The sequence below is a fragment of the Lacticaseibacillus songhuajiangensis genome (assembly GCF_003946025.1).
GTDB classification, from domain to species: domain Bacteria; phylum Bacillota; class Bacilli; order Lactobacillales; family Lactobacillaceae; genus Lacticaseibacillus; species Lacticaseibacillus songhuajiangensis.
Window position 1 is genome coordinate 1 of the sequence record NZ_RHNR01000029.1, and the last position, 17,831, is coordinate 17,831.

A 17,831-nucleotide genomic window follows, 5' to 3' on the forward strand; every position below is an offset into this window, starting at 1 on the left:
TACACCGCAGATTATCTCAGGAGCGCGGATTTGACGCTGGTTTTGCGGCAAATCTGCCAGCGGAAGACGGCGAAGCCGCCTGGAGCGGTCCCGCCCGACGTAGTTCACCGGAGCGCAGCCCAAGCGCACTCATGCCGGAGTTGCCGACCCCACCGCCTAGCGGCGGTTTGAAAACGCCGCAGAGGCCCAGTGCGACTCCGTCGCTAAAAGACTTACGCTGACGGACAGCGTGTGCAATTTCACCAGATACAAAAACAGCCCCTGCTTGCACAGAGGCTGTTGCTGTTTATTTACCCAATTTTACCGTCGCCATCGATGTCCTTCTGGGAAATCTGCTCAACTTCCTTCACGACTTCGTCTTGCGTTTCAAAATCCTCGTACAGGTTCTTCGCGGGGATTTCGTCGACGTTAGCGAACATTTCAATGTGCTGGGACAAGTTCACAAAGTCCATTGGCGTGTCGCCACCGTACTCGCCATCAAGGTTGATTTTGAGTTCCTTGTTGTCCGTGCGGCGCACCGAAATTTTGCTGGTTTTGATGTAGCTGATGTTCGGGTCATCAACGTGCTTACCACCGTTGAAGACCAGCGCAATCAGCTTGAGCATTTCCGCCACGTTCGCCGTCTTCACTATGATGGCCGTGAACTGGCCATCCCCGAGTTCGGCGTCGGGGACAATTTGCTCAAATCCGCCGACCGAGTTGGTCAAACCAATCAAGAACATGGACGCAGGACCATCATACTGGCCGTCGTCGTACTCAATGTGCAATGGCACAGTGTGCATGCTTGGCAGCATCTCCGCGCCCTTAATCAAGTACGCGAGGTAGCCAAAAATCGACTTGAACTCACTAGGCACCGCGTAGGTCAATTCGGTCATGGAACCGCCGGCCGCGATGTTCATGAAGTAGGCGTCGTTTGCCTTCCCGATGTCCATCTTAAGCGTCTGGTTCTTGCCGATAATGGCTGCGGCCGCAACGGGGTCTTCACGCGGAATGCGCAGGGCACGCGCGTAGTCATTTGTGGTCCCCGCGGGGATGATGCCCATCTTCGGCCGATGCGGGCTTGGTGCAATGCCGTTCACGACTTCATTGATGGTGCCATCGCCACCGGCCGCGACAATGAGGTCAAAGCCTTCCGCAGTGGCGCGGGCCGCTTCTTTTTTGGCGGAGAATGGTTCAGGCTGCGTCTGGAACGCGGAGGCTTCGTAACCCGCCTTTTCCAGTTCATTCAGCACGTCGCCGACGTACTTACGCATCCCCTCATTCCCACTCGTTGGGTTGTAAATCAACCGTGCACGTGGTCGCATTTTGTTACCCCCTGCTTTTCAAAAATTAGCTTGCCTAGCGCTTTGCCAGTTCGGCGTTCAGAATCTGGTTGACCACCTTTGGGTTAGCCTGACCGTGCGTCTGCTTCATAATCTGGCCGACGAGGAAGCCAACGGCGCGATCCTTCCCGGCATGGAAGTCATCGATACTTTGCTGGTTAGCGTCCAGAATGCCGGTGATGATTGGTGTCAGAACGGCGGGGTCGGATTCCTGCACGAGACCCTTGGCGCGAACCCATTCTTCTGGATCAACGTCGTTCTTGATAATCTGCACGATGACCTTCTTGGCAATCTTACTGGAGATAGTACCGTCAGCGAGCAGCGCAATCATTTTGGCCAGGTGCGCCGGTGTGAGCGCGATGTCCTTGAGCTCAAGGTGCTGAGCGTTCAAGTAACCCGAAACGTCACCCATCAGGTAGTTAGACGCCTGTTTAGCATCCGCACCGTCTGCCACGACTTCTTCGAAGAAGTCAGACATTTCCTTGGTATTGGTCAAAACGCCGGCGTCGTATTCTGGCAGGCCCCATTCGCCAACGTAACGTGCACGCCGCTGCTTAGGATTTTCAGGGAGCTTAGCTTCAACTTCCTTAATCCAGGCGTCGCTCACCCGTACTGGTGGCAAATCTGGTTCTGGGAAGTAACGGTAGTCGTCCGCGCCTTCCTTAACACGCATCAAGATGGTGCGCTTGCCGGGTTCGTCCCAACGGCGGGTTTCCGGCCGAATCTGGTTCCCAGACAGGTAGGCCGCCACGTGGCGCTTCTGCTCGAAGGCCAAAGCGCTGCGCACGTGGTTGAAACTGTTCAAGTTCTTGATTTCAGACTTCACGCCGTACTTGTCAGCACCAATTGGCGCAACGGAGAGGTTAGAGTCGACACGCATCGACCCTTCTTCCATCTTGACGTCAGAAGCCCCGGTGAACTGCACAATCTGCTTGAGCTGTTCCAAGTACTGGTAAGCTTCCTCAGGCGTTTCCATATCGGGCTTAGACACGATTTCAATCAGTGGTGTGCCCTGACGGTTCAAATCGACGTAAGAGTAACCATCGTCCGCATGGGTGTTCTTCCCGGCATCTTCTTCGATGTGGAGTTCTTCAATCCCGATGCGCTTTTTCTTGCCATCAACTTCGATTTCGATGTAGCCGTTGCGCGCCAGTGGCGTCTCGGACTGCGTAATCTGGTAAGCCTTCGGGTTATCTGGGTAGAAGTAGTTCTTGCGGTCAAAATGCGTGAAGGGTGTAATCTCGGCGTGCAGCGCCAGCGCAACCATCAGACCCAGTTCATAGGCCCCCCGGTTGACGCTTGGCAGAACACCAGGGTAGCCCCAATCAATCATGTTCGTCTGGGTATTGGGTTCAGCACCATAAGAAACTGGTGATGGTGAGTACATTTTGCTCTTGGTTTTCAGCTCAATGTGCACTTCCAGCCCGATTGTTGTTTCAAAATTCATTAATTCTGCCCCCCTGGAATCTGCTGCAGGTAGTCGTTCGCATCTTCGAATGCTGCCGCTGCCTGGAAGATTGTTGACTCAGCAAAAGGCTTGGCAATCAGCTGCAGCCCAACTGGCATGCCATCAGCGAAACCGGCATTCACGGAAGCGGCTGGCAAACCGGCCAGGTTTACCGGAATGGTCAGGATGTCGTTCATGTACATCGTCAGTGGATCAGTTACCTTCGCCCCGATACCGAATGCTGTCGTTGGCGTGGTTGGTCCCATGATGAGGTCATAATCCGCGAATACCTTTTCGAAGTCGCGGGTAATCAGTGTCCGGACCTGCGCAGCCTTCTTGAAGTAGGCGTCGTAGAAACCGGCAGACAAGCTGAATGTCCCCAGCATAATCCGGCGCTTCACTTCGCTACCGAAACCTTCAGAACGAGAACGCACGTAAACATCATCCAGGGTCTTCACATCCTGAGCACGGAAACCGTAGCGAATCCCGTCAAAACGTTGCAGGTTGGAACTAGCTTCGGAACTCGCAATGATGTAGTAGGCCGGAACGGCGTACTTGGTGTGTGGCAGGCTGACCGTTTCAACGGTTGCGCCCATTGCACGCAGCTGGTCAGCGGCCTTCTTAATCTGGTCGGCAACCTTAGGGTCGACCCCTTCACCAAGGTATTCAGCAGGCAAAGCAATCTTCATGCCCTTAACGCCCTTGCCGATGTTTATGCCAAAGTCGCCGTCGTTACGATCCACAGTCGTGGTATCGCGTTCGTCAGCGCCAGCAATGGCATTCAGCACGTGCGCACCGTCGCGGACGGAGCGGGTCAGTGTCCCAATGGCATCCAAGCTGGAACCAAAGGCGATGAGTCCCCAGCGGGAAACGCGGCCGTAGGATGGCTTAAAGCCAAAAATCCCGTTGAAAGCAGCGGGCTGGCGAATGGAACCACCAGTATCAGAACCCAAAGCGGCAATGACTTCACCACTGGCAACAGCGGCGGCAGAACCACCTGAAGAACCGCCGGGAACCTTGGTATGGTCCCAAGCGTTCGTCGTGGTTTTCATAGCGGAGTTTTCAGTGGAAGAACCCATGGCGAATTCGTCCATGTTCAGCTTACCGACGATGACCATGCCGGCGTCCTTGAGCTTCTTCACAACGGTAGCGTCGTAAATTGGCACGAAGTTCGCGAGCATTTTGGAAGCGGCCGTCGTGGTCAGACCATCGGTGACGATGTTGTCCTTAATAGCAATGGGAATTCCGGCCAGAATCTGGCTGGAATCCACACCGGCTGCATCAATCGCAGCAGCGGTCTTGCTGGCGTCGTCTTCGTTTAGTGCGAGGAAGGCCTTGATCTTGTCGTCTTTAGCGGCGATTGCGGCGAAGGTGTCCGCCGTGAGCTGGGTGCTGCTGATTTTGCCGTCCAGCAAATCCTGGTGCAGCTGCTCAATACTTGTGTTGAAGTAATCCACGGATCAGTCATCCTCCTTGTCGATAATTGCTGGAACCTGAATCAAACCGTCTTTTTCAGTTGGCACATTCTTCATGAGTTCGGCGCGCGGTGTGACCATCGTGGCCTCGTCGGCACGCATCACGTTCTCGAGCAAAACGCTCTGAGTGGTTACCGGGACACCCTCGGTATCAACTTCGCTGAGTTGGTCAACCATGTTCAGAATTTCATCCAGCTGGCCCGTAAACTGTTGGAGTTCTTCATCGGAAAATTGGAGGCGCGCAAGTTCCGCAACGTGCGCGACCTGTTCCTTAGAAATCATGCTTATACCCGCTTTCTTATTGCATTACACATCTGTTTTACATGGTACCATAAATCGGCTTCTTTCACCCTGGAAATCAACCTGTGTCTAGGCATTTCTGTAAATGTGTTGCTTGCTGTGTGGCCACTTCAGTAATGGCTGCGACAGCACTCTACATCTGCTTCGGTAACGGCGGCGCTTGGCTCCGCGGGCGAATGGGGGTGCCTGGAAACGCTCCAGACGGAAAATATCCACTGCCAATTTCACTGTCAGGCACCCCATTCGTCCGCTCCGCCAAGCACCACCGTTACCTCAGTGGTTAAAACTCACCATGCACCAACTCCAAGATACAGCAACTACCAGTCGTCCCTGTCCAAAACCCAATCGTGACTTATCAAATTCGCCTCATCGGTATCATCGCCCAAGACTGAGTCGATACACCATCACGTATGCGACTGTTTGGCTGGATTGCATACACACGTTCTATCTAAAGCATCACTTATCACACAGCACTGTACGAAGTCGACAACTTATCTCTATTAGTGCACTAGGATCTGGGTCAGATTGATGGAGCGTGGCTGGGTGTGGGCATGATTGCAGAAATATCGTTGTATGTTGCGCCCGGGTTTGGCGCAATGTACGACGATATTTTTGCTTAGGAGCGCAATTTTGACGCTGGGTTTGCGGCAAAATTGCCAGTGGAAGCCGGCACACCGGCTGGAACGGTCCCATGCCCGCACCCAGCCACGCGGAGTCAATCTGGCCCAGACCCGTCCTCCGACCAAGCTACAAACAAAAACCACCTTCTGAACAACTTCAGAAGGTGGCAAAAATCAAATTTTAGTAACTATCGAACACGTGCGTGTAGAAACTCTTCTCGCCGGTCTTGCGTTCGGCAAAAGCCTGCATCCCCTGAACGGACTGCACATCAATTTCGATGTTCGCCCCGCTCGGCAGGTACTTCGACGCCGCGGTCACCACGTACTGCGTGAAACTGTTGATTTCAGTCTGCCCGTAGAACTGGGTGTTGACCGTAATCTTCAGACCGGACAACTGCCCGTCTTCGTAATGCGCCTGCGCGGTCACACCCGCAAGCGTTGGGAAGAAGGACCGAATCTGCGTGGAGAAGTTGCTGAAATCGTTGGCAACGGTGGAGTTAATCCCCTTCTTGCCGTCAACAAGCGGCAATACTTCATTTTGCTCGTTCATGGAGTGCCAGCTACCAATGTTGTCGCCGCTGGTGCTGACCACATAGCTCTGGTAGGTCCCACCAACCAAACTATCCTGCGCCGCCTGCTTGTAGATGCCGACAACGATTGGCGTGTTACTCTTAACGCCCTTCATTTTGCGAATGCGGGCAACGACCTTCTTGGCCATCGCCTTACCCTGTGCCATGAGGTCGGCATCGGAAATCTTGGTCTCGTAGGTGGCACCGTAGCTGGTCTTGGTGTAGTAATCAACCGAATTCATGCCCAGCCCGATGGAAATACCGCCCAGCGACATCGACGAGCCGCTGCTGACCATGTAATCTTGTTCCAGAATCTGCTGCAAATAAATCGGCGTCCGGCTGTTTTCCCCAGTCTTACCATTACTTGCCGGGTTCAAGCCAAGCGCGTTGTCAGTATCACTGCTCTTGCTGTACTTGCCTTTTTGCCGACCCAGCCACTTGCGCGTGGTCGAGGTGCTCAGCAGTTGTCCCTCTTCAAAATCGTACTTATCGGTTGAAAATTCCTTTTGCGAAATGCTCTGCAGCCCGGTTTCCATGCTGCGCACGTTGTAGGTGTTGCCGTTTTGGTTATTGTTCGTCAGCATGAGGCCACGCGACTTGGAAACCTGGTAACGACCATTCTTGATCACACCTTGATAAGTGTTGTCGCTAGCCGTCCCGGTCGTCTGGTAAGAGCCACTCTTGGTGCTCGTGGTGCTGCTACTATCGCTATCAAAGCTTAGCTTGCCGCAACCAGCCAGCAGCAAAATTGCGCTGACAACCAGCCCGGTCTTCAGAATGTTTTTCATGCGTTTCCTCAATCCTCAGTTAATTCTTGTTTTAGTTCGGCCTCAGTCATGACCTGGACACCCAGCGTTTGCGCCTTGCTGAGCTTGCTGCCGGCAGCTTCGCCGGCAACCAGCAGGTCAGTTTTTTTGGACACGGATCCGGTCACCTTAGCCCCCAGTGCCTTTAACTGCGCTGTGAGCGCCGGGCGCGTGAAGTCGGTGAACTTGCCGGTAATGACCACGGTCTTGCCAGAAACGAAGCTATCCGTCTCGGGCGCCGCGGTCTGGGTCGTGTACGTCAAGTTCACGCCGGCCACCTGCAACTCACCAATCAGCTCACTAGTGGTATCCATGGCAAAATACTGCGCCACGGTACTGGCGATGATGGGTCCCAGTCCGTCCACCTCGGCAAGTTCATCTTCACTTGCCGCGGCAATGGCCGCCATACTGCCAAAATGCTCGGCTAAAACGGCCGCCGCCTTCGCACCAACGTGACGAATGCCCAAACCAGTTAACAAGCGTTCAACAGAATTATGCCTACTACCATCAATGGCCTGCAAGAGGTTGTTGATGGATTTTTCCTTAAACTTATCAAGTTGCGCCAGATCATCAGCAGTCAGCTTATAGAGATCCGCCACGTCACGCACCAATTGTTTCTCCTGAAGTTGCGCGATAATTTTGGGTCCCAGACCATCGATGTTCATTGCCGGGCGGCTGGCAAAATGCGTCAGCTGTTCCTGTACCTGTGCCGGGCACAGCGGGTTAATGCAGCGCAAAGCCACCTCGTCCTCGATGTGCACCAGTTCAGCACCACAAGACGGACAGGTCGTCGGCACGGCGTACGGCTGCGCGTCAGCGGGTCGTTTGCTCAGCACCACTTGCGAAATCTCGGGGATAATGTCGCCCGCTTTATGCAGCAAGACGGTGTCGCCAATGCGAATGTCCTTTTCAGCGATGAAATCCGGATTGTGGAGGGTTGCGCGACTGACCTGGGTACCCGCCAACTGCACGGTGTCCATCACCGCAGTCGGTGTCACCACACCAGTGCGACCGATGGTCCAGTCGATGGCGCGCACAATCGTTGCGGCCTCTTCCGGTGGAAACTTGTAGGCAATTTCCCAACGGGGCACCTTCACGGTGTTACCGAGCTGTTCTTGCAAGGCCAAGTCGTTGACCTTGAGCACGATGCCGTCAATACCATAACTGAGGTCATCGCGCTGACCAGTGTAGCGTTCAATATAGTCGTCAATGTCATGCAGGTGCGCCAGTCGTTCGGAGCTCGGATTCGTGCTGAAACCCAGTTCCGTCATGAAGCGAATCGCCTGATCCTGCGTTGTGACGCCGAATTCTGCGGGGGTGAGTAGCGTGTACATGAATGTCGCGAGCTGGCGCTTTTTGGTAACCGCAGCATCCAGTTGCCGCAAAGAACCTGCAGCCGCGTTCCGCGGATTGGCAAAAGTGGCTAATCCTTCCTGCTCACGCGCTGCATTCAGCTTGGCAAATGCAGCCTTGGGCATGTAACATTCACCGCGCACTTCTAGTGACAGCGGCCGCGCCAAGTGCTGCGGCACGTCCGCAATTGTGAGCACGTTCTTGGTGACGTCTTCACCAATACGGCCATTGCCACGCGTAGAAGCCTGCACTAAGACGCCGTTTTCGTAGACTAGGGACAAAGACAAGCCGTCAATTTTGAGTTCAACGTTGTACTCTAACTCGCCCGCTTCCGCACTGGCTGTCGTGCGGTCAGCCCAATCCGCCAGTTCGTCTAGGGAGAACACATCCCCCATCGAGAGCATCGGCACCTCATGGGGCACCTTACCCAACTCTGGTAGCGTTGCGTCCCCAACTAGTTGCGTTGGCGAATCAGGGGTCACGAGTTCCGGATGCGCAGCTTCAATTGTCTCAAGCTCACGATAAACCCGGTCGTATTCGGCATCGGTGACGACCGGCGCATCTTGCGTGTAATACGCATCACGCCAGCTATTCAGTTGTGTGCGCAGTGCCTGCGCGCGCTGCTCTAATTCCTGCGTTTCGTCCATCAGAGCCTCCTGTGCTTGTTATTCAACTTTTTTCAGCGGGGCAAAAGCCGCGAGCAGCCGTTTAATGCCCATGTTTGGAAAGGCAACGTCCAGCTCCTGATCTTCGCCCGCGCCATCAACTTTCACAACGGTGCCGACACCCCACTTACGGTGCTCGGCCTTGTCCCCTGCTTGCCAGGACACCTTCGCGGCGTCACTCACGGTTGGCCCCGTCACGCTCGCCGTCGTTGCGGCAGCTGCGTGATTGGCACTGCGGCGTTGCGGTGCACTCGGCTTGCCGTAGGTACTACTGCTGCGACCACCGGCATAGCTCGACTGACCATCATTGCCGCGGCCGTACTTGCGGCTGTTAATGAACGGAATGTCGCTCCGCTGCTGTTCAGCATTTTGACTATCCAGTAATTCGTCAGGAATTTCCTCCACAAAGCGACTGGCCGGGTTGTTCTGGTGTTGACCATGGAACAGCCGGGAGTAGGCGTTGGTGAGGAACAGCTTCTTCTTCGCGCGCGTAATCCCTACATAAGCTAGGCGCCGCTCTTCTTCAAGCTGCGTCTCGTCCATGGCTGCGCGAGACAGAGGGAAGAGGTTCTCTTCCATACCCACGAGGAACACAATCGGGAATTCCAGCCCCTTAGCAGCGTGTAGCGTCATCAAGGTGACTTCTTGCGGCTCTTCCGGTGCGTCGTCGGCATCGCTCAGCAGCGCAAGTTCGCCCAAGAAGTCCACGAAGATGTCCGCTTCTTCATCGTCTGGTTCGTAGCGGGAATCAAAATTCTGCGTTACGGTCAGCAGTTCCTGCAGGTTGTCAATGCGCGCATCGGCCTCAAGGTTGTGTTCGGCACGCAGCGCGTCAATGTAGCCCGTGTCTTCCAGAACCGCAGTCATCAGGTCAGTAACGCTCGCCCCGCCAACCTTCTTGGTGCGCAACTTGGTCATCATCTGTGCAAAATCGGCCAGCTTGGTGCGAGCGCGGGCAGAAATGTTACTGAGTTCCACGTTTTCGGCGGCGTCCAGCAGCGACCAGCCGTGTTCATCCGCGAAGTCACTCAATTTCTCAATCGTGCTGGCACCAATTCCGCGCTTGGGTTCATTAACCACACGCTGGAAACTGATGTTGTCCGCTGGGTTCACAGCCAGACTCAAGTAACCCAAGGCATCGCGAATTTCCTTCCGGTCATAAAACTTGTGGCCGCCGACAATTTTGTACGGAATCGAGCTCTTGAGGAAGGCTTCTTCAATGCTCCGTGATTGGGCGTTGGTGCGGTACAAAATGGCAAAATCACCATAATGGTAGTTCTGTTCGCGCATCATTTTTTCAATTTGGCGAATCACAAAGTAGGCTTCATCGCGGTCACTCTGAGCGCGGTAATAGCCGATTTTGTCGCCTTTACCATTTTCGGTCCAGAGAGTCTTCACCTGGCGTTCGGCGTTATTTTTAATTACGGCATTAGCCGCGTCCAAAATCGTCTGCGTGCTCCGGTAGTTCTGTTCCAGCAAGATGACCTGGGCATCCTTGTAGTCATTCTTAAAGTTCAGAATGTTCTTCATGTTGGCTCCACGCCAACCGTAGATACTTTGGTCAGCATCCCCAACGACGCAAAGGTTGCGGTAACCTTCCGCCAGCATGGCAACCAGTTGGTACTGCGCTTCGTTAGTATCTTGGTATTCATCGACGTGAATGTAACGGAACTTGCGCTGGTAGTAAGCCAGCGTTTCTGGTTCCTGCTTGAACAGCACAATGGTCTGCATGATGAGGTCATCAAAATCGAGTGCGGAGTCCGCACGCAACCGGCGCTGGTATTCCTTGTACACCTGCGCGACGACTTCTTCAAAAGGTCCCTTAGCGGACTTGGCGTAGTCGTCCGGGTTCAGCAACTCATTCTTAGCAGCGGAGATGGCGCTTAAGATGGCCTTCGGGTCAAAACGCTTCGGGTCGAGGTTTTGGCTACGCAACACCTGCTTGACCAAGGTTAGTTGTGCCGAGGTGTCGGTGATGGAAAAGGCCCGGTTGTAGCCCAACTTTTCGATGTCGCGCCGTAAAATACGCATGCACAGTGCGTGGAAAGTCGAGACCCAAACGTCACGTGCCAGTTCCGGATCCAGCAAGTTACCGACACGTTCCTTCATTTCACGGGCAGCTTTGTTCGTAAACGTAATGGCCAGAACGTTCCAAGGGTTCACGTTCTTTTCCTCAATCAGGTAAGCCACTCGGTGCGTGAGCACCCGCGTTTTACCTGAACCAGCACCCGCCATGATTAAGACGGGGCCTTCGGTAGCGAGGACGGCCTCGCTTTGCTTGTCGTTCATTCCTTTGAGTAGTACTTGTTCGCCCATGACTTGTCCTTTCGTTCCGCAAAAATCGCGGTATTTCAGATATAACCATACTACCAAAAACTCGTTCGCTATTACAGCCTCTCGCTGTCCGTCAGCGTAAGTGTTCTGGCAACGAAGTCGCGCACGGCCTCTGTGCCGTTTTCATACCGCCGCTAGGCGGTGAAGTCGGAAACTCCGGCGTGAGTGCGCTTGGGCTGCGCTCCGGAGAACTACGTCGGGCGGGACCGCTCCAGGCGGCTTCGCCGTCTTTCGCTGGCAGATTTGCCGCAAACCCGGCGTCAAATCCGCGCTCCTGAGATAATCTGCGGTGTACACCCGGCAAAATCAGCCGGGCATACGCTGCAGATTATCTTGTCGCCCGACTCCGTTCCCTCTGCTCCGCCCAAGCACACTCACGCCTCCGTGGCCGACACGTTACTAAGTAGAGAACACCACAGAGACCTGTGTCGGCGCACTGAAATGCTGAGGTTGATGTTCGGCTGTACGCAGGTCACGTAGTTGGGCAATTATGAAATTACTGTATTCCGCATGGTAAAAGTATTCAGGTGTTCAATCGGTTAGATGAATCGCTCACGATGCCAGCATTATCCAATCACGTGTCTCTCTTTGGCCGTTTCTCGCCACCGAAGCCTGAAACTTTCAACACCATAGTCATGTGAATGCGCGTCGGAACTGGGGCGGATTGGCGGTAGCGGACGGGAAGGGTGTGCGTGCTCACGAAAATGGCAGTGTATGTTTCGCACATGAACCTTGTGCGAAATGTACACCGCCATTTTCGTTAGGAGCGGGATTTTGCCGGTGGGTTTGCGGCAAAATCGCCAGTGGAAGACAGCGCAGCTGGCTGGAACGGTCCCACGCACACCCTTCCCGGGAGCGTAGCAAATCCGCCCCAGTCCCGACCTTCGGTCTAACCACTATTTTTCAAACCGAGCATCCTTGCGGATGAAAGTTTCGCGACTTACGCTGACGGACGACGACAAAAAAAGCAGCCATTGCTGGCTGCTCTTAAGCGTTAGTCATTCAAACCTAGTCGGGCGAAGATTTCGTCCACATGGCGCAGGTGGTAGTGGTAATCAAAGGCGTCGGCGATGTCAGCGTCGGTGAGAACCTCACGAACCTTCGGGTTGGCTTCAATCAGCGTCCGGAAGTCCTTACCTTCATCCCAAGCCTGGGCAGTCATTGGCTGCACCAAGTCGTAAGCAGCTTCACGGCTCATGCCACCCTTGTCAATCAGAGCAAGCATGAAGCGCTGGCTGTAAATCAGGCCGTGCGTCAGTTGCATGTTCTTCTTCATCCGGTCTGGGAAGACGTCCAGCGTCTCCACAATCCCAGTGAAACGGTGCAGTACGTAATCCAGCAAGCCAGTAGCATCAGGCAAAATCACCCGTTCAGCGGAGCTGTGACTGATGTCACGTTCGTGCCAGAGGGCAATGTCTTCAAGTGCGGGAATCTGGTAACCGCGAATGACCCGCGCCAGACCGGACACATTTTCAGAGCTGATTGGGTTGCGCTTGTGCGGCATTGCGGAACTGCCCTTTTGACCCTTGTTGAAGTGTTCTTCAACTTCGTGGACTTCGGTGCGTTGCATGTGACGAATCTGAACAGCAAAGCGTTCAACGGAGCTAGCAATCAGCGCCAAGGTCTGGATATAACGGGCGTGGAGATCGCGTGGCAGCACCTGTGTAGAGATGTTTTGCGCGCGGATACCCAGGTGTTCACAGACATATTCTTCGACAGCTGGTGGCGTGTTGGCAAAAGTGCCGACTGCCCCACTAATTTTGCCGGCTTGGACTTCATCGGCGGCTTCGTCGAAACGGGCGAGGTTCCGCTGCATCTCGGCGTACCAGCTGGCCAGAACCAGACCAAAGGTGGTTGGTTCGGCGTGCACACCGTGCGTGCGACCCATCATCACCGTGTCCTTAAATTCACGGGCACGCTTACCCAAAACCGCAATCAGGTCTTCAATGTCTTGACGCAAAATAGCGTTGGCCTGCTTCAGGATGTATCCCTGAGCAGTATCCACAACGTCAGTACTGGTTAGGCCGTAGTGCACCCACTTCTTCTCATCACCGAGGGTTTCTGAGACCGCGCGGGTAAAGGCCACCACGTCATGGCGGGTCTCTAGTTCAATGCGTGCCACTTCATCAGCGTCGACGCTAGCATGAGCGCGAACAGCCTTAGCATCGGCTTCGGGAATGATGCCGAGTTTGGCATGAGCTTCAACGGCCAGAATTTCAACCTCGAGCCAGGCCTGGTAACGATTATCGAGCGTCCAAATAGCGGCCATGTCTGGCCGACTGTAACGAGAAATCATTAGTTATCTCCTTCACTATCGAGCTGCTGCACATAGGTCAAACCATCAACATCAAACGCCCCTGTTGCGTCAAGCGCCGCAAATGCGTCGCGCAGTGGTCCCGGTACGCTGAGTTCACCGCGCAAGGTGTTGCCTTGCGGGAAGAACTGCCAGCGCCACTTATCTTTAAGCTGAATCTGCGTGTTCACCGCGTCCACATTGTCGGCCGTCAGCGGCAACATCACCGCCGAGCCCTCAATCTGGAGCGTTGGGACTGGCCAGCCAAGAATGGCCCGCATGTGCAGGGCATACTGACTGCTGCGGCCCACGGCGCGCAGAATATCGCCAGACAGGCGCATCCCCGGCGCCACCTTCTTCACGTAGAGTGACCCCTCAGCCGTGAGGAAGAACTCAACGGAGAAGATGCCGGTGTAGTCAATCTTGTTGCCCAACTTTTCGGCGATTCGCAACACTTCGATCAAGACACTACCATCAACTTGGGCCGGCACCACCGCCCCACGGAAGTTCTCGTGATCCTGCCGCGTTTCAACAAGCGGCAGCACTTGCAGACCCCTGCTGGACTTCACGCACAATACAGACAATGTGCGCGGCTTATCCAGCCAGGCTTCCAGAATGTACGGGCGTTTTTGCAGCAAGCTTTTAGCCCGCCACACGTCGACGTCACTGCGCAAAATGAGCTGCTGATCCGCACCAACCGCCTTTTGAATCGGCTTAATGACACTTGGATAACCGATCGTCATCAAAACCTTTTCGATGTCATCCGGCGTAATGACCTGACCGTACGGCAACACGTTGAGCTTCTGGTCTTCAAGGAACACTTTTTCCAGGTACCGATCCTGCGTGAAAGCCAAAATATCGGTGCCACTAGGCAACTGCGCTGAATTCAAATTATCAGCGAGCATGTCCCCATCCGCAACAGATTCATTGATATAGGTAATAATCGTGCTCCGGTCACGCAGCTCCATGAAGGCGTGGACGTCCCGCGCACTGCCGACGATACCGTAGTCTGCAGCCTGCAGTGCAATATCTTCTGCTTGTGGCGTAAGCACCACCGTCTTCATGCCAAAATGACTGGCCGCGCGTGCGAGCTCATATGCGGCAACCCCGCCGCCAATGATGCCGACGGTCGCCCCAGGCGCAACAAATTGCGTCACAGCAATAGCCTCCTTACCGATGCAAAATGATGGTCAACGCAGGCCAAGCTGCTGTCACCATCATTTACTCTTACTAATCTTCCTTTTCGTTGAGCCCCGTGTCGCTCTTCATTTCCGGCTGGGGCGTCTTCGAATTGAAAAGAATGTTCAAAATTACGGCTGACAGACTCGCCATCAGAATACCGCTGGAGCAGAACAGCTGCAGGTTCTTTGGCAGGTACTGCACGATTTCGGGCTGAACAGTCACGCCCAGACCCAAACCGATTGAAATCGCAGCGACCAGCAAGTTTTTGTCGTTGTTAAAGTCAACTTGCTGGAGCATGCGAATTCCCTGCACGGCAACCATCCCGAACATGACGAGCATCGCGCCACCCAGTACTGGGGACGGAATAATCGTTGCCAGCGCGCCAATCTTAGGCAAAAGACCCAGCAACACCAGGAAGCCAGCCGAGTACATCACTGGCTTACGGCTCTTGATGCCGGATAACTGCACCAGGCCCACGTTCTGACTGAAGGTGGTGTACGGGAAGGTGTTGAACAGACCGCCCAACATGACGGCCAAACCTTCGGCGCGATAGCCCTTCTTGAGATCGGTTTCGCCAATTTTGCGGCCGACAATGTCGCCCAGAGCAAAGAACACCCCGGTACTTTCAACCATCGATACTAGCGAAATCAGAATCATCGTGACAATGGAGCTCCATTCAAAATGAGGTACCCCAAAGTAAAATGGCGTTGGCACATGGAACCAGCTGGCTTCAGCGACCGGCTGCAGACTGACCATGTGCATCAATCCGCCAATCAGCGTGCCGGCAACCAGACCAATCAGAATCGCGATGGAACGAATGAAGCCCTTGCCCCAAACGTTAATGGCCAAAATTAGCAACACCGTAATGATACCCAGAATGAGGTTCGGCATGCTCCCGAAACTCTTGGCAGCGGTGTTTCCGCCCCCGATGTTCTGAAAGGCAACCGGAATCAGGCTCAGCCCGATGACGGTAATGAGTGTCCCCGTGACCAGTGGCGGGAAGAAGCGCCGCAACTTGGCGAAGGCCCCACTAATCAGAAAGACGAAGACCCCGGCGGCGATAATCGCCCCGTACATCGTCTGAATATCAAACTTTTGGCCAATCATGATCAATGGCGTTACAGATTGTACCGCACACCCGAGGATGACTGGCAAGCCAATCCCAAAGACCTTGTTCGTCAGTAATTGCAGTGCCGTGGCCACCCCACACATGAAGATGTCGATGGAGACCAGGTAGGTCATCTGCTCGGAGTTAAACTTCAGTGCCGTGGCAATCAAAATTGGAACAAGCACGGAGCCAGAGTACATGGCTAGCAGGTGCTGCAACCCGAGAACGGCTGCCTTGGAACCAGAAATATTGTCTTGCTTTTCCAATTTAAGCCTCCGTTTTAAGCGTCTTGGTCGTCGGCAAAAACAACTTCGCCGTTCTTAAAGGCCGCGATGCGGGCCAAGGAAACTACGCGTACGCCCTGTTCGTCAAACATCTTGCGACCCTTCTGGAAGGTCTTTTCGATGACGATGCCGGCACCAACAGTGGTGGCCCCTGCCTGGTCGATGATTTCGGTGAGACCCTTAACGGCCTGACCATTAGCCAGGAAGTCATCGATAATCAGCACGCGGTCGTCCTTGCTCAGGAACTTGCGCGCGATGGCGATGGTGTTGCTAGTCTGCTTAGTGAAGGAATAAACAGTGGCCGTGTACAGGTCATCCTTAAGTGTGAGGGACTTGTGCTTGCGGGCAAACACGAGCGGCACGTGGAACTGCAATGCGGTAGCAAAAGCCGGTGCAATCCCAGAACTCTCAACGGTTAGAATTTTAGTAATCTTTTCGTTCTTAAATTTCTCGTAGAAGGTCTTCCCCATCTCGTACATGAGATCCGGATCAACCTGGTGGTTAAGAAAATTATCAACCTTGAGGACGTCTTCCCCAATAACGGTACCATCTTTACGAATGCGATCTTCAAGCAACTTCACCTGAAATTCCCTCCACTTTTAACTTGATTTGATTGTTGCAAGCTTACCATAAACTCGCGACGCTGACAAACGAATATCAGCCGTCCTTTTGAGATTTTCATTCGGAAAATTAACAAATATTGCGTTTTCAGCACTATAAATTCGGAATTTTCGCCGAAAAGGCAAATGTTACCGTTTGCTGTGACGTAATTATTGCCGAATCACGTGTAAGTCCATACAAAAAGCCGAACGATGGTATACTCGTCCGGCTACTTTTTCGTGTCATAGTCACTTAATTGGTATTTCTTAATGATGGCAATCAGCTTGCTTGCGTAGTCTGGATCGGTCGCGTACCCACTGCTCTGCAGTGCCTTAGCGGCCGTCTCGTAGTCCGTCGCCTTCACAACGGCTGCGTACTGTCCGCGATTCCAACTGGTTCCCTGGTAGAGTAAGATGGCGTGCTCGCGCATGGAGGCGTAATCGTCACTGTAAACTCGGAAGCGGGCCGTCACAGTCTGCCACTGCCCGTTCACGTACTCGCTAGTGGTCAGATTGCGCCCACTCTGGTTCGCGTCCGCCTTCACCCCAAACAGGTTGTGGTACTGACTAGCGAGCGTGCTGTTCCCCCAGTTACTTTCGAGAATGGCTTGCGCAAGCGTGATGCTCGGCAGAACGCCGTAGTTGGCATACAAGGTTTGGGCGTATGGCGCCAGTCGGTGCACAAATGCCTGCTTCTTCGCCATTGCTGCACTACTTGAGGAGCGCGCTGCTTCTTCTTGCACGTTCTGCACGTGTTCGTACTGCACCATGACGGTCATAAAGCCCACCACGAGCGCGACTATTAGTGCTAGCAAGCCAATGGGAACTGGATTACGCTTTTTTCGCCGTTTATATGCCACTTTCTCACCTCACAATTGCATCCAGCATACCATGTTTCCGCACAATTGCGACGTCTGCGAAAGTGAAAAATTTCTAACAATTCGGCGTCAACACCTTGTCTCTGTCCGTCAGCGTAAGTCGGGAAACTTTCATCCGCAAGGATGCTTGGGTTGAAATTTACTGTTAGACCGAAGGTCGGAACTGGGTCGGATTTGCTACGCTCCCGGGAAGGGTGTGCGTGGGACCGTTCCAGCCAGCTGCGCTGTCTTCCACTGGCGATTTTGCCGCAAACCCGCCGGCAAAATCCCGCTCCTAACGAAAATGGCGGTGTACATTTCGCACGAAGTCCATGTGCGAAACATACACTGCCATTTTCGTGGGCACGCACACCCTTCCCGTCCGCTGCCGCCAATCCGACCCAGTTCCGACGCGCATTCACATGACTGTGGTGGTGAAAGTTTCAGGTTACACTAGCGGAATCACCAAACGAAGATGGACAAGCACTGGAAACAGTGGTGTAGCAATCTGTACACTGCGCTCTCGAGCGTGTTGGATACCGCTACCGTGACCTTACAAGTACTGGAGATAGTTAATCGCTCATTTTCTAGCCGGACGTCTATCCGACGTTTCGGTA

At 54.0% G+C, this 17,831-nt stretch carries 12 protein-coding genes; all 12 read right to left on the bottom strand.

What is annotated here, in order from left to right; all coding sequences use genetic code 11:
• Positions 1-290 precede the first annotated feature (290 nt).
• The 12 genes from EKM97_RS07850 to EKM97_RS07905 all read right to left on the bottom strand — a co-directional run bounded on the left by EKM97_RS07850 (position 291) and on the right by EKM97_RS07905 (position 17,217).
• Positions 291-1,304: a diacylglycerol kinase gene (locus tag EKM97_RS07850; protein WP_125571848.1), complete on the bottom strand. Its 1,014-nt coding sequence runs from the start codon at positions 1,302-1,304 to the stop codon at positions 291-293.
• A 34-nt stretch (positions 1,305-1,338) separates the two neighbouring features.
• On the bottom strand, positions 1,339-2,769 hold the full coding sequence (gatB, locus tag EKM97_RS07855) for an Asp-tRNA(Asn)/Glu-tRNA(Gln) amidotransferase subunit GatB (RefSeq protein WP_125571849.1): 1,431 nt from the start codon (positions 2,767-2,769) through the stop codon (positions 1,339-1,341).
• Positions 2,769-4,226 carry an Asp-tRNA(Asn)/Glu-tRNA(Gln) amidotransferase subunit GatA gene (gene gatA / locus EKM97_RS07860; protein ID WP_125571850.1) on the bottom strand — a complete coding sequence of 486 codons (1,458 nt, stop codon included), beginning with the start codon at positions 4,224-4,226 and terminating at the stop codon, positions 2,769-2,771. The genes gatB and gatA overlap by 1 nt, the downstream gene beginning before the upstream one ends.
• A 3-nt stretch (positions 4,227-4,229) precedes the next feature.
• The gene (gene gatC / locus EKM97_RS07865) at positions 4,230-4,526 is read right to left on the bottom strand and encodes an Asp-tRNA(Asn)/Glu-tRNA(Gln) amidotransferase subunit GatC (protein WP_125571851.1); all 297 of its coding nucleotides are present in this window, start codon (positions 4,524-4,526) and stop codon (positions 4,230-4,232) included.
• An 819-nt stretch (positions 4,527-5,345) separates the two neighbouring features.
• Positions 5,346-6,521, bottom strand: coding sequence for a CamS family sex pheromone protein (locus tag EKM97_RS07870; RefSeq protein WP_125571852.1), 1,176 nt, complete (start codon positions 6,519-6,521; stop codon positions 5,346-5,348).
• Positions 6,522-6,529: 8 nt separating this feature from the next.
• Positions 6,530-8,539, bottom strand: coding sequence for an NAD-dependent DNA ligase LigA (ligA, locus tag EKM97_RS07875; RefSeq protein ID WP_125571853.1), 2,010 nt, complete (start codon positions 8,537-8,539; stop codon positions 6,530-6,532).
• Between the two features lie 18 nt (positions 8,540-8,557).
• Positions 8,558-10,873, bottom strand: coding sequence for a DNA helicase PcrA (gene pcrA, locus EKM97_RS07880; protein WP_125571854.1), 2,316 nt, complete (start codon positions 10,871-10,873; stop codon positions 8,558-8,560).
• A gap of 1,012 nt (positions 10,874-11,885) precedes the next feature.
• Positions 11,886-13,187, bottom strand: a complete 1,302-nt coding sequence (gene purB / locus EKM97_RS07885) for an adenylosuccinate lyase (protein ID WP_125571855.1) — start codon at positions 13,185-13,187, stop codon at positions 11,886-11,888.
• Positions 13,187-14,341 carry an ATP-grasp domain-containing protein gene (locus EKM97_RS07890; protein ID WP_125571856.1) on the bottom strand — a complete coding sequence of 385 codons (1,155 nt, stop codon included), beginning with the start codon at positions 14,339-14,341 and terminating at the stop codon, positions 13,187-13,189. The genes purB and EKM97_RS07890 overlap by 1 nt, the downstream gene beginning before the upstream one ends.
• A gap of 73 nt (positions 14,342-14,414) precedes the next feature.
• Complete coding sequence (locus EKM97_RS07895) at positions 14,415-15,740, bottom strand: nucleobase:cation symporter-2 family protein (RefSeq protein WP_125571857.1); 1,326 nt, start codon at positions 15,738-15,740, stop codon at positions 14,415-14,417.
• Between the two features lie 14 nt (positions 15,741-15,754).
• Positions 15,755-16,339 (bottom strand): xanthine phosphoribosyltransferase, encoded by a 585-nt coding sequence (locus EKM97_RS07900; RefSeq protein WP_125571858.1) that lies wholly within the window; start codon positions 16,337-16,339, stop codon positions 15,755-15,757.
• 248 nt (positions 16,340-16,587) lie between these two features.
• Positions 16,588-17,217 carry a glycoside hydrolase family 73 protein gene (locus EKM97_RS07905; RefSeq protein WP_125571859.1) on the bottom strand — a complete coding sequence of 210 codons (630 nt, stop codon included), beginning with the start codon at positions 17,215-17,217 and terminating at the stop codon, positions 16,588-16,590.
• Between the last annotated feature and the right edge of the window lie 614 nt (positions 17,218-17,831).

Excerpts from the sequence above, each read along its gene's own strand:
- EKM97_RS07850 (WP_125571848.1), bottom strand. The coding sequence starts at position 1,304 with ATGCGACCACGTGCACGGTTGATTTACAACCCAACGAGTGGGAATGAG.
- gatB (WP_125571849.1), bottom strand. The coding sequence starts at position 2,769 with ATGAATTTTGAAACAACAATCGGGCTGGAAGTGCACATTGAGCTGAAA.
- gatC (WP_125571851.1), bottom strand. The coding sequence starts at position 4,526 with ATGATTTCTAAGGAACAGGTCGCGCACGTTGCGGAACTTGCGCGCCTC.
- EKM97_RS07870 (WP_125571852.1), bottom strand. The coding sequence starts at position 6,521 with ATGAAAAACATTCTGAAGACCGGGCTGGTTGTCAGCGCAATTTTGCTG.
- ligA (WP_125571853.1), bottom strand. The coding sequence starts at position 8,539 with ATGGACGAAACGCAGGAATTAGAGCAGCGCGCGCAGGCACTGCGCACA.
- pcrA (WP_125571854.1), bottom strand. The coding sequence starts at position 10,873 with ATGGGCGAACAAGTACTACTCAAAGGAATGAACGACAAGCAAAGCGAG.
- purB (WP_125571855.1), bottom strand. The coding sequence starts at position 13,187 with ATGATTTCTCGTTACAGTCGGCCAGACATGGCCGCTATTTGGACGCTC.